This window comes from Paucibacter sp. B2R-40 (assembly GCF_025717555.1).
GTDB lineage: Bacteria > Pseudomonadota > Gammaproteobacteria > Burkholderiales > Burkholderiaceae_C > Paucibacter_A.
Map to the genome: position 1 here is coordinate 67,672 of NZ_JAJIRP010000015.1, position 12,498 is coordinate 80,169.

Consider the following 12,498-nt stretch of genomic DNA (forward strand, 5'->3'; position numbering starts at 1 on the left):
CGGGGCATGATAACGGCCCAATAGACCGGATCTTATGTCGTGCCAAGAGCGCGAATTTCAAGCCGCGAAGCGCGCTCCGGCCGCAATGGGCTTCGCTTGCAAAAAGGCCTGCGCCGGCAATCGCTTGGCGCCCGCGCGCTGGAGTTCGGTCAAACGCAAGGCCTGCTCGCCGCAAGCCACCACGACGCCATGCTCATCCACGCCCAAGACCAAACCCGGTTCACCGGCGCCCGCGCAGACTTCGCCACGCCAGCACTTGATTGCCTCGCCGTCCAACCGCGCCAGGCCACCGGGGAACGGGTCAAAAGCGCGCAAACGACGCTCAATTTCGACGGCCGGCTGCGTCCAATCAATTTGCGCCTCGGCCTTTTCGATCTTGTGCGCATAGTTGACGCCCTCTGAGGGCTGCGGTGTAGCTCGCAAATCACCTCCAGCGGCCAAGGCCGCAACGATCATCCGTCCGCCCAATTCGGCCAGCCGATCGTGCAAGCTGGCCGTGGTGTCGCTCGCAGCGATGGCCACGCGCTCCACCAGCAACATCGCGCCGGTGTCCAAGCCCGCATCCATCTGCATGATGGTGATGCCGGTTTCGCTGTCGCCGGCCTCGATCGCCCGGTGGATCGGCGCCGCGCCGCGCCAGCGTGGCAACAGCGAAGCGTGGATATTGAGGCAACCGCGCGGCGGAAAATCGAGCACCCACTGCGGCAGGATCAGGCCGTAAGCGGCGACCACCATCACATCGGCCTTTGCATCAAGCAGGGCTTGCCTGGCGGAGGCAGCCTCTTCCGGGTATTTGCCGTCCAGCCGCAGGCTGCGCGGCTGCGCGACGGCAATGCCATGCTGTAGCGCCAGCTCTTTGACGCTGGAGGCCTGCAGCTTCATGCCGCGACCGGCTGGCCGATCGGGCTGGGTCAAAACCAAAGGCACGCTAAAGCCAGCATAGAGCAAGGCCGCCAGCGCAGTGGCGGCAAATTCGGGCGTGCCGGCAAAAATGACGCGGAGCGGAGCCGTCATCGCTCAGCGCCGGCGGCCATCTTCTTCACGCGTCTTTTTCAGCATCTTGGTCTTGATGCGTTCGCGCTTGAGCGGGCTCAGGTAGTCCACGAACACCTTGCCCATCAAATGGTCCATCTCATGCTGTACGCACACGGCCAACAGCCCTTCGGCGTCGAACTCATAGACCTGGCCTTCGCGATTCAAGGCCCGTACCGTGACGCGTGAATAACGCGGTATCTTGTCGTAAATTTGCGGCACCGACAGGCAGCCCTCTTCGCCCTCCGTGAACTCGGCGCTGGTTTTGATCAGCTCCGGGTTGATCAAAACGCGCGGGTCATCGCGACCCTCCGAGGTGTCCATCACGACCACCCGCTCGTGCACATCGACCTGGCTGGCCGCCAAGCCAACGCCTTCGGCGCCGTACATGGTCTCCAACATATCGTCGACCAGACGCTGTATGCGGGCATCAACGGCCACCACAGCGGTGGCGACGGTGTGCAAACGAGGGTCGGGGTAACGCAAAATATTCAATATCGCCATGATTCTCGCGTTGTGGACGGGGCACAACGTCTATTTGTAAGTGCTTGCAAGAGGGCGAAAGCCCTTGTTTTGTTCGTTGCGACGGCCTGTTTTTGGGGGCAGAATCGTCGCGGCCGGGTGGATTTTCGCTGAAATGCGCAAGCTTGGCCGCTTGCGGGTCTATGCGGGCGGCAAATCACCTGTCGCCTGCGCCGTAAAACAAGTCAACCCATTGCCGCATCCCTAGGCGGTAGAGAGTGCTCAATGCCTTTTTGCGAAAACACGAATCTCCCCCGCCGCACCCTGCTGGGCTTGAGCCTGCGAGCGGCCGGCATTTGCCTCTTGGGCTCGGCACCTGCGGCCTGGTCGCAGACCTCCACCCTGCCCATCACCGACCAGCAGCGAGCGACAGCCGACCGCGTCGCGCAGGCCGGTGTGCCCTTGAGCGAGTTGGCCCCAAACGCGCCAGACTCGCACACCGTCAAGCGCGGCGACACGCTGTGGGACATCTCCAAACTGTTCCTGACCAACCCCTGGCGCTGGCCCGAGCTCTGGGGCATGAACCGTGAGCAGATCAGCAACCCCCATCTGATCTACCCCGGTCAAATCCTGATGCTGGTCCGCATGGATGGACGCGCCCAGTTGCAACTGGCGCAACAGCGCTCAGGTACGCAAGCAGCAGAAGATGATCAATCGGGCAAACTCTCGCCACGAGTGCGCAGCAGCGACTTTGACGGCAACGCCATCACAGCGATCCCGCTCAATTTGATCGAACCCTTTTTGAATGATGCGGTGGTCTTTGATACCGATGAATTGGCGACGGCGCCGCGCATCGTGGCTACACCCGAGGGACGGGTGCTCTTGTCACGCGGAGATTTGGCCTATGCGCGCGGAGACCTAAGCCAAGCCACCGATTACCGCGTGTTCCGCAATACCCGCCCGCTGCTGGATCCGAGTACCCAGGAGATCCTCGGCTATGAGGCGCCCTATTTGGGCACCGCCGAGTTGAAGCAAGCAGAACAAAGTATTGAGTTGCCGGATGGCAAGGCCGAGATCGTGCCGGCCACCTTGGTGATCAAGGCTGTACGCCAGGAGATCGGCGTCGGCGACCGCCTCTCACCGGTGCCGCAGCGCAGTTTCTCGCGCTACATCCCCCACTCACCTTCGGCGCCGATCAACGGTCAGATTGTTTCGATTTACGGCGAGGGCTTGAACGCGGGCCAGAACCAGATCGTTGCCCTCAACCGGGGCCGGCGCGACGGTATCGAGCGCGGCCATGTGCTGGCGCTTTGGCAGCAGGGCCGCAGCATGGTGGACAGCACCAGCGACAAGCGCGAAGTCATCAAATTGCCCGACGAGCGCCACGGTGTGCTGTTCGTGTTCCAGGTCTACGAGCGGGTGTCTTATGCGCTGATCATCTCGGTCAAGGCTCCCGTCAAGGCCGGGGATAGGTTCAGCCAACCCTGATGGCTGGACGCAGCTCATGCTGGCGCGCGATGAATTAGCGGCCTGGCTGCGACTGCTGGAAACTCCCGGCATTGGTCTGGAATCGGCCCGCCGGCTGCTTGCGCTGACCGGCTCGGCGCAAGCGATCTTTGACTTGCCGGGCGACGCGTGGGCAGCAGCCTTGAGTTCGGCACAGTGCGAGAGCCTGGCCCGCCCACCCGCCAACTTTGACGATTTGCTGACCCAAACCTGGGACTGGCTGAACGCCGATCCGGCCCATGACATCTTGCTCTTGGGCGATGCCGACTACCCGGCCGCCCTGCTGCAAACCGCCGACCCGCCCTTGCTGCTGTATCTGCACGGCAAGCGCGAGCTCTTGGGCGATGCCGCGCTGGCCGTTGTTGGCAGCCGCAACCCGACCGCCCAAGGCCGTGACAACGCCGCTCAGTTCGCGCATGCCTTGAGCAGAGCCGGTCTGAGCATCGTTTCGGGCCTGGCCTTGGGCATTGACGGCGCCGCCCATCAAGGCGCTTTGGACGGCGAGCGCGAGGGGGGTGCTAGCACCATTGCCGTGCTGGGCACCGGGCTGGACCAGATTTACCCCAGGCGCCATCTCAAGCTGAGCCAGGAAATCATCGCGCGCGGCCTCTTGATCAGCGAATACTCGCTGGGCACGCCGGTGCTGCCGCCGAATTTTCCGCGTCGCAATCGAATCATTGCGGGCCTTTCGCTGGGCTGCCTGGTGGTCGAGGCGGCGCTGAAGTCGGGCTCGCTGATCACTGCACGGCTGGCCAGCGAGGCCGGTCGCGAGGTGTTTGCCATTCCCGGTTCGATTCACTCCCCCTTGAGCCAGGGCTGTCATGCGCTGATACGACAAGGCGCCAAACTGGTCGAACGGGTCGAGGACGTGCTGGAAGAGTTGAAGATGCCGCCCGGCGCTGCTCGCGCGGAGTCGGGCAGCGCCAGCGCACAGGCCCATTTGAGCCGCGAACAAACCCAAGTGTTGAACTTGATGGGCTTCGAGCCGGTGAGCCTTGATGGGCTGGCGCAGCGCGGTGGCTGGCCGGTCGCGGACCTGAGCGGGCTTTTGCTGGAGCTTGAATTGAACGGCGAAATCGCGCGCCTGGCCGGCCAGCTTTTTCAACGCCGCAAGTGCGCCTGACTGCTCGCATAACTGCTGGCAAAGGCGACGCTCAGCCCAAAATCAAGCCCGTTTAGCCACTTGGAAGCGCTATTTTTCGGTCCGAAGGGCTAAAAGGCCTGCGGTATAGTTGGCCCATGTTTGACGTGCTGGTCTATCTCTACGAAACCTATTGGCGTCCGGATGCCTGCCCGGATAACGCCCAATTGACGCGCAAATTGTCGGCCGTTGGATTCGAAAGCGACGAAATCCAAGAAGCGCTGTCTTGGCTTGAAGGCTTGGCCCAAGGTGCCGCTTCTTATCAAGGGAAACAAAGCGCCTTGAGCTTGCGGGTCTACTCGGTCGCCGAACTGGACCACTTGGGTGAGCTCTCGGTCGGTTTCATCAGTTTCCTGGAGTCGGCCGGCGTGTTGCCGCCACCGATGCGAGAAATGGTCATAGACCGCGGCATGGCGATTGCCGGCGGCCCTATGGATCTGGAAGACCTCAAGATCATCGTCTTGATGGTGTTCTGGAGTCGCGGCGAAGAACCCGATGCGCTGATCTTGGATGAGTTGTTTGTAGCGCCCGAAGACCGGCTGATCCACTGAACCCGGGCCACAACGGTCTAAGCGGCCTAGACGACCAAGACGACTTAAATGACCTAAACGGCCTAAACGGCCTCAGTTCAGCAGACGCGCTGGATCCACATCCAATTTGGCCAGCGCATTGCGCGTCGCCTTGACGGTCAAAGATTCGTCTTGCGCCGGCAGCAAGAGACCCGCTTGCAGGAACGCCGCCATCCGGTTCAACTGGAACAGCACGCCGCGCCCGCTGGCGGTAACAAACAAGGCCATTTGCCGACGCGTACCCCGCCAAGCCAGTTGCACCGCCTCGTTGCGATTTCGGTAGTCCAACATATACCAGCCGCCGACCTGTAGCTCCTTGGCCCAGGCCAGCATCGCTGGACTGGGATCCGAGCCGCCCTCGGCCACCACTTCCATACCCTCGGACTCGTGGCCAGACAGATCGCGCACCATGGTTTGGTCGATATCGATCTCGTCGCCGCCTTCCGGCAGCATCGCCTCCAGCGTTTCAAGCTGATCCATCAATTCGTCCAGGCGCTCGCGCGGAATTTGTGCGGTCTTGGCGGTAAAGGCCGCCGCCAAGGCATTGTTCAGCGTGCGCACTTGCTCGTCCTGGCGTTCCACCGCCATGCCGGCCTGGCCCATGCCGTCGCGCAAGGTCTTGAGCAGCGGCGGCAGGCGGCGAATCACCTCGGCCCGCTCCTCGCGCGACACCTTGGCACTGGCCGACCAAATCAGATCGGCAGCGGCACGCTTCATCAACCGCGTTTGCTCGGACTGCGCGCCGGCCCGCACCGCGGTCACCGCCAACACGTCGGCCCAGATATGGAACAAAAACTCCCGCACGCCGTCTTGCACCGGCACCGCGCTGAGCATCTTGCGCAGCTCAATCGTGTACTGAATGGCCAAGGTCTCACGCTGCTCGACCTGCTGGGCCAACGAGACACCATGTTTGGTGGTCAGGTTCTCGTTCTCAAAATAGTTGTCAAGGAACTTCTCGAACTCGGTCAAGACGGTCTGAAAAACTCGCCGCCCGGTGTCTGGGTAGGCCTCGACCACCTGCACCACGCGCTTGATCTCACGCTCCAGGGGTTCCGGTCCTGAAACACCATTGCTGCCCCCCGTGCTGGCACTGAAGCCCATCACGCAAGAGCCCATGCGGTCGATCAACTGCCGCGCCGGATGGTCAGTGGTGGCAAAAAAATCGGGCTCGCTGACCGCCACCCGCAGCACCGGCATCTGCAGGCGGGCAAACCAAACCCGCACCGTCGCGGGGATGTGCTCTTCCATCAGGATGCTCTGAAACATCATTGCCACCAACTCGATGGTGGCGCGCTCTGCGGGTGTTTCGGCCGCTTGTTTGAGGACTTGCTTGAAGGCTTGATTGCGGGTCTGCAATTCCTCCAAAACCTGCGGCGCAGCGGCTTCCGGCGCACCAGGCGTCTGCAATGGGGCTCGCTGCAAGGCCTCTTGCGCATGCTTGATGGCGGATGACAGGCGCGGCGCCAGGCCATGTTTGGCGCCTCCCGCCATCGGTGCCAAGGCCGAAGCGCCCCCGCTCAGCGCGGTCGCATGCGCTTCTAGCCGGGTCGCGGCAAAGGCCGGCACCTGCCCGCCGACGATGCGCTGCAAGAGCTGCAGGACTTCCTCGGCCTGACTGCTGACGGGGCTGCGCGCAGCGAGTGCGGCAGGATGGCTTGCCGCCGCTGCCGGAGACAAACCCGAGCCGCCCCGAATCGCCCCGCCGCGTAGCTGCGCTTCGGCCGACTGCCCCGGATACGCCGCAGTTCCTGCCGCCTGAGCCGCACGGCGGATAAAGGGCCGCAAATCCACTTCAGGCATCACCGACTGCGTGAGCAACCAAGCATTGACTTCGTGATAGGCCTCACCCAGCAACTGCGCAAACTCCTGGTGCAGCTCGGTGCGCAGCATCTGCCAGTCGGAGTTGCTCAGGCCGCTACGCGTCCAGGCGTCCAGCACCAGCTTGGCCAGCACATTGGCTCGAAATAAATCTTGAGGCCCCAACTCGTCTTGCTGCTCCAAGACCTGCATGCGGGTGCGCAGATCGGAGAATTCCCAAGTGGCCTTGTCCATCATCGCCAGCGCCAGCCGGGAGGCGGTGATTTCGCGCTCGATGGTGTCGTCGTCAACCAGGCTCATCGAGCCCTCGGTATGCACGACTTTGGCTTCGGCGGGTGATTTCTGGGTGTCAACAATGCCGTAGACCGCCGCATGGCGAATGCCGCTGATGACGCCCGCTTGCCAAGCCGGGCCGTGCCGATTCCAGGACTGCACCCCGTCGCGGCGCGCCACCATCACCGCGTATTCGGCCGACAGCAACAGCAGCTTGGCGGATGCCTCATTGACCGCTCGCCCTAGCGCCACCAGGCCATGCACCAGTGCCTCGACGTAGATGCGCCGTGCCTGTGTGGCGAGAGCCTTGTTGCGAGCGGCGACGGTCATAGAGATGGGGCGGGCTGAAGCTAGGTCGAAGAAGCTGAAAGGACTCTACACCAAGGCTCCGGCGTTTGGATCATCCGGGTCGCCCTTGTTGACCGGCGTATTGACCAAATCCTCGCGCTTCACGCCCAGCCACATCGCAATCGCTGCGGCCACGAAGACCGAAGAGTAAATGCCGAACAAAATGCCGATGGTCAGTGCAACCGCGAAGTAATGCAGCGTGGGTCCGCCAAAAATCAGCATCGACAAGACCATCATCTGGGTCGAGCCGTGGGTGATGATGGTGCGGCTCATGGTGCTGGTGATGGCGTGATCAATCACCTCATGGGTCGTCAGCTTGCGATATTTGCGGAAGGCCTCGCGCACCCGGTCAAAAATCACCACCGACTCATTCACTGAATAGCCCAGCACGGCCAACACCGCCGCCAACACCGAGAGCGAGAACTCCCACTGGAAGAAGGCGAAGAAGCCCAGGATGATGACCACGTCGTGCAAGTTGGCAATGATGCCGGCGACGGCAAACTTCCACTCGAAGCGGAAGGCCAGGTAAATCATGATGCCGACCACGGTGGCCAGCAAGGCCTTGGCAGCATCCTGCGCCAACTCGGCGCCGACGGCCGGGCCAACCACCTCGCTACGCGACAGCTTGATCGGCTCGACGCCGGCGGCGGTCGCGCAGATCTGCTTGCTGATGGACTCGCCCTTGTCACTGATGCTTTGACGCTGGCTGATGGTGCCGGACTCAGCCCGGCACAGCTCGCCAAAGACCAGATCAACCTGTTCAGTCTGCTTGATGTCGGTGCGCAATGGCAGGCGGATCATCACATCGCGCGTGCTGCCGAAGTTTTGCACCTGCACCTCGCCAAAGCCGAGCTTCTCGACGATCTGGCGGGTTTTTTCAATATCGGCTGCTTGCGCGTATTCAGCCTCGATCACCGTACCGCCGGTGAACTCAATCGAAAAATGCAGCGGGCGTGTGATCAAGAAGAACACCGCAGCGGCAAAGGTCAGGAAGGAGATGACGTTGAAGATCAACGCATGCTTCATCAGCGGGAGATCCCGCTTGATACGGAACAATTCCATTTTTCTAGCTCCGTCTTATCAGGACTTGGCCACGGGCTGATCAGCCGCGAGAACCTCGGTGGGTGGGATCCAAATCTGTCCAATCGACAAGGACTTGAGCTTTTTCTGACGGCCATACCAAAGATTGACCAAGGCGCGCGAGAACACGACCGACGAGAACATCGAGGTCAGGATACCCAAGCAATGGACGATGGCGAAACCCTTCACCGGGCCAGAACCAAAGGCCAGCAGCGACAAGCCCGCGATCAAAGTGGTGACGTTGGAGTCCAGAATGGTGGCAAAAGCGCGTTCGTAGCCGATCGTGATGGCCCCTTGCGGGCTGGCACCGGCGCGCAACTCCTCGCGAATGCGCTCGTTGATCAACACGTTCGAGTCAATCGCCATACCCAGCACCAGCGCGATCGCGGCAATACCCGGCAGCGACAGCGTCGCTTGCAACATCGACAGCAAGGCCACCAGCAAGAGCAGGTTGAAGCCCAGCGCCAGCGAGGAAATCACGCCGAACAAGCGGTAGTAGAGGCTCATGAAGATCGCCACTGCGACAAAGCCCCAGGTCACCGAGAGAATGCCCTTTTCGATGTTTTCTTTACCCAGGCTTGGGCCGACGGTCTTTTCTTCGATGATTTCCATTGGCGCGGCCAAAGAACCGGCGCGCAGCAGCAAGGCCGTGTCGCTGGCTTCTTGCGTGCTCATCGAGCCTGAAATCTTGACCCGTCCGCCGGTCAATTCGCTGCGAATCACCGGTGCTGTGACGACCTCGCCCTTGCCCTTTTCGAACAAGATGATGGCCATGCGCTTGCCGATGTTTTCGCGCGACATGTCCCGCATGATGCGGCCGCCCTTGGCGTCCAAGGTCAGGTCGACCGAAGCCTGGTGATTCTCGTCAAAGCCGGGCTGCGCGTCGGTCAGGTTCTCGCCGGTCAACACAAACTGCTTCTTGACGATGATGGGGCCAAAACCACGGTCGATGAAACGCTCGGTGCCGAAGGGCACCGGGCCGCTGCCGGCCAAAGCGGCTTGCGCCTCGGCACTGTCGTCGACCATGCGCAACTCCAGCGTCGCAGTGCGGCCGATGATGTCTTTGGCCTTGGCGGTGTCTTGCACGCCGGGCAGTTGCACGACGATGCGGTCACGACCTTGCTGCTGAATCGTCGGCTCGGCCACACCGAGTTCATTAACCCGGTTGTGCAGCGTGCTGATGTTTTGCTTCAGTGCTGCGTCTTGAACGGCCACCATCGAGGTTGGCTTGAGGCTGCCGGTCAGGCGCTGCTCCAGGCCCTCGGTCGAGCTTGCCCACAGCACATCGGTGATCTGCCCGCTCAACAAGTCCTGGGCTTGCTTGAGCACCGCAGCGTCGCGGAAAGACACCACCACATTGTTGCCATCGCGGCTGATGCCGGAGTGGCGGATGCCCTTGTCGCGCAGCATGGTGCGCACATCGCCGGTCAGCGATTCGGCCTTTTTGGTCAGCGCCGACTTCATGTCGACCTGCATCAAAAAGTGCACGCCGCCGCGCAGGTCAAGGCCCAGATACATCGGGAAAGCATGCAGGCTGGACAACCAATGCGGCGAGCGCGACAGCAGGTTCAGCGCCACGATATAGCTTGGGTCGGCCGGGTCGGCGTTGATCGCCTTGCTGATCGCGTCCTTGGCGTGAATCTGCGTGTCCAGATCGGTAAAGCGTGCCTTGATCGAATTGCCTTCGAGTTGCACGAAGTCGGGCGTGATCTTGGCTTCGGCCAAAGCGGCTGCGACCCGGCTTTGCAGCGCAGGGTCGACCTTCAGCGTGGCCTTGGCACTGGACACCTGCACGGCCGGCGCCTCGCCGAAAATATTCGGCAAGGTGTAAATGGTGCCGACGAGTAACGCGAAGACAAGGATCGCGTACTTCCACATCGGATAACGGTTCATGCTGTTTCCTCTCAGACCCGGCCTTGATGGCTGCGTGGCGCGTGTGCACCAGGGCATGCTGTGCTGGGGGCGCTGCCCGACCGCTTGAGCGGCAAGCGGGCAACTTGGCTAACTTGACTCATCGGTTGAGCTTGGTTTGTTTGGCTGGAAGCCGCAAATCACAAGCACCCCGGGAAGTCTTACTTGACGGTACCCTTGGGCAGGACCTGCACCACCGCGCCGCGCTGCACTTGCAACTCGACACCCGTGGCCACTTCGATCGAGATAAAGCTCTCACCCAACTTGGTGATCTTGCCCAGCAGACCGCCCGTGGTGACCACTTCGTCGCCCTTGGCGATCGCCTCGATCATGGCCTTGTGCTCTTTCTGGCGCTTCATCTGGGGCCGGATCATCACGAAGTACAAGACCACAAACATCAAGACCAGCGGCAACATGCTCAACAGGCTGGATTCGGTACTGCCAGAAGCGGCCGGAGCGACCTGGGCAAAAGCATTGGAAATAAACACGACAGATCCCTTATCAATAATTGCGCCTCAACCGGCTCTTGATCAGCGATCAAGAGCCGCAGGCGAACGAGCGCGGATTGTAAGCGCCCAAGCATCCAACACTCGGCCGGCCTTGGACCCCAACTTACCCGCAGCAATATGCGGTTGACATCCTCATCATGCAAGGCTACAGTTAAATATATCAACAGCATACCTGCGAGCAAATCATGTCCCTGCCAAAAGCGAAAGCCAATCTGCCGCGCTGGACCGGCGTCTTCCCGGCCGTCACGACCAAGTTCAAGCCGAACGAGGATTTGGATGTCGCCGAGATGGAGCGCCACTTTGAATTCCAGATCGCCAACGGCGTGGATGGCCTCGTAACCGGCGGCTCGCTCGGCGAGGCCAGCACCTTGACGCTGGAGGAGAAGCTCGAAGTCGCTGCCATCGCCGTGCGCGTCGCCAACGGTCGCGTGCCGGTCTTGGCCAATGTGTCGGAAACCAGCACCCGCAATGCGTTGCGCTATGTCGAAGGCGCCGCGCGCATCGGCGTCGAGGGCTTGATGCTGATGCCGGCCGTGCTTTACCCGGCCGACACCCGCGAGGCGATCGCCAATGTGCGCACCATCTGCGCCGCCGCCGCACTGCCGACCATGCTCTATAACAACCCGGTCTCTTACCGGGTCGACTTGAAGCCCGAGGACATGGTCGAGTTGGCCGACTGCGAATGGCTGGTGGCGATCAAGGAATCCACCGACAACATCCGTCGCGTTACCGATCTGCGCAATGTGTTGGGCAATCGCTACCAACTCTTTATCGGCGTGGACGATCTGAGCTTCGAGGCCTTGGCCCTGGGCTGCGACGGTTTGCTGGCCGGACTGTGCGACGCCTTCCCGGCCGAAACGGTGGCGATCTACAAGCTGATGCGCGCCAAGCGCTATGACGAAGCGCTGAAGATTTATCAGTGGTTCATGCCGCTGCTGCATCTGGACGTGCACGCCAAGCTGGTGCAAAACATCAAATTGGCTGAAACGATGGCAGGTGTCGGCAACGAGAACGTGCGCCGCCCGCGCTTGCCCCTGGTCGGCGAGGAGCGCGCCCGCGTGATGGCCATCATTCAGCGCGGCCTCGACACCCGGCCCGATCTGAGCCGTTTGTTCTAAGCAACGGCGCTGCCAGACGCGGTGGAGCCTGCGATGATGGCGGCCATATGAAAAAAGCTGCCATCACCCCTGCACTCACGGACGACGGTTCCGACAAGCGGCGCTATGCAGATCAAGCCTACGACAAGCTGGAGTCGATGATCTCGACCCTGCTGCTGAGGCCCGGTGCGCCGATTGTCGAGGCCGACCTGATCGAGCATACCGGCCTGGGCCGCACGCCCACGCGTGAGGCCTTGATGCGCTTGGTCGCCAGTGGCTTGATCGTGCAGCAGCCGCGCCGGGGCTTGCTGGTCAGCGACATCCGCTTGGCCGAACATCTGGACTTGCTGGAAGCCCGCCGCGTGCTGGAACGTTTGATCGCCTCGACCTCGGCGCGGCGCGCCACCCCGCAGCAGCGCGAGGACTTGGCCAGCTGCGCGCAGCACATGGTGGCCGCCGCCCTAGCCTCGGATCTGCCGGCCTATATGGCGGCCGACCAGGCGCTGGACCATGTCAATCACGCCGCCTGCCGCAACCCGTTCGCGGTGGCTGCGGTGATCCCGATGGCGATTCAATGCCGGCGCTTTTGGTATGCCTATCAACACCAGGGCGATATGAGCGAAGGCGCGCGCTGCCACTTGGCGCTCGCTCAAGCGATCGCAGCCGGCGAGCCGGCCGCTGCGGCAGCCGCTTCCGACGCGCTGCTCGACTATCTGCGCCAATACGCGCAAGCGGTCATCGCCTAAACATTC

The 12,498-nt window shown here is 61.9% G+C and carries 11 protein-coding genes; 5 read left to right on the top strand and 6 right to left on the bottom strand.

The genetic code is table 11. The annotated features are described in order from the left end of the window. Positions 1–57: 57 nt before the first annotated feature. On the bottom strand, positions 58–1,014 hold the full coding sequence (fmt, locus tag LNV09_RS23380; protein ID WP_263559473.1) for a methionyl-tRNA formyltransferase: 957 nt from the start codon (positions 1,012–1,014) through the stop codon (positions 58–60). A gap of 3 nt (positions 1,015–1,017) precedes the next feature. Beyond that, positions 1,018–1,536, bottom strand: coding sequence for a peptide deformylase (def, locus tag LNV09_RS23385; RefSeq protein ID WP_263559474.1), 519 nt, complete (start codon positions 1,534–1,536; stop codon positions 1,018–1,020). Between the two features lie 243 nt (positions 1,537–1,779). Here def and LNV09_RS23390 point away from each other — a divergent pair, with 243 nt between their 5' ends. The 3 genes from LNV09_RS23390 to LNV09_RS23400 all read left to right on the top strand — a co-directional run bounded on the left by LNV09_RS23390 (position 1,780) and on the right by LNV09_RS23400 (position 4,692). Beyond that, entirely contained in the window at positions 1,780–2,982 is a 1,203-nt protein-coding gene (locus tag LNV09_RS23390) for a LysM peptidoglycan-binding domain-containing protein (protein ID WP_263559475.1), read from the top strand. Positions 2,983–3,001: 19 nt separating this feature from the next. Further along, positions 3,002–4,123, top strand: coding sequence for a DNA-processing protein DprA (dprA, locus tag LNV09_RS23395; RefSeq protein WP_263559509.1), 1,122 nt, complete (start codon positions 3,002–3,004; stop codon positions 4,121–4,123). 116 nt (positions 4,124–4,239) lie between these two features. Beyond that, positions 4,240–4,692 carry a Smg family protein gene (locus LNV09_RS23400; protein ID WP_263559476.1) on the top strand — a complete coding sequence of 151 codons (453 nt, stop codon included), beginning with the start codon at positions 4,240–4,242 and terminating at the stop codon, positions 4,690–4,692. Positions 4,693–4,764: 72 nt separating this feature from the next. Here LNV09_RS23400 and LNV09_RS23405 read toward each other — a convergent pair whose 3' ends face one another. The 4 genes from LNV09_RS23405 to yajC form a co-directional block, all read right to left on the bottom strand. Continuing rightward, the gene (locus LNV09_RS23405) at positions 4,765–7,131 is read right to left on the bottom strand and encodes a DUF1631 family protein (protein ID WP_263559477.1); all 2,367 of its coding nucleotides are present in this window, start codon (positions 7,129–7,131) and stop codon (positions 4,765–4,767) included. 45 nt (positions 7,132–7,176) lie between these two features. Then, complete coding sequence (secF, locus tag LNV09_RS23410) at positions 7,177–8,211, bottom strand: protein translocase subunit SecF (protein WP_263559478.1); 1,035 nt, start codon at positions 8,209–8,211, stop codon at positions 7,177–7,179. An 18-nt stretch (positions 8,212–8,229) separates the two neighbouring features. Next, a complete protein-coding gene (gene secD, locus LNV09_RS23415; protein ID WP_263559479.1) occupies positions 8,230–10,122 on the bottom strand; it encodes a protein translocase subunit SecD in 1,893 nt (630 codons plus the stop codon). A 179-nt stretch (positions 10,123–10,301) separates the two neighbouring features. After that, a complete protein-coding gene (gene yajC, locus LNV09_RS23420) occupies positions 10,302–10,628 on the bottom strand; it encodes a preprotein translocase subunit YajC (RefSeq protein ID WP_263559480.1) in 327 nt (108 codons plus the stop codon). A gap of 206 nt (positions 10,629–10,834) precedes the next feature. Here yajC and LNV09_RS23425 point away from each other — a divergent pair, with 206 nt between their 5' ends. Both LNV09_RS23425 and LNV09_RS23430 read left to right on the top strand, forming a co-directional pair. Then, complete coding sequence (locus tag LNV09_RS23425; protein WP_263559481.1) at positions 10,835–11,767, top strand: dihydrodipicolinate synthase family protein; 933 nt, start codon at positions 10,835–10,837, stop codon at positions 11,765–11,767. 47 nt (positions 11,768–11,814) lie between these two features. Further along, a complete protein-coding gene (locus LNV09_RS23430) occupies positions 11,815–12,492 on the top strand; it encodes a GntR family transcriptional regulator (protein WP_263559482.1) in 678 nt (225 codons plus the stop codon). Positions 12,493–12,498: the final 6 nt, after the last annotated feature.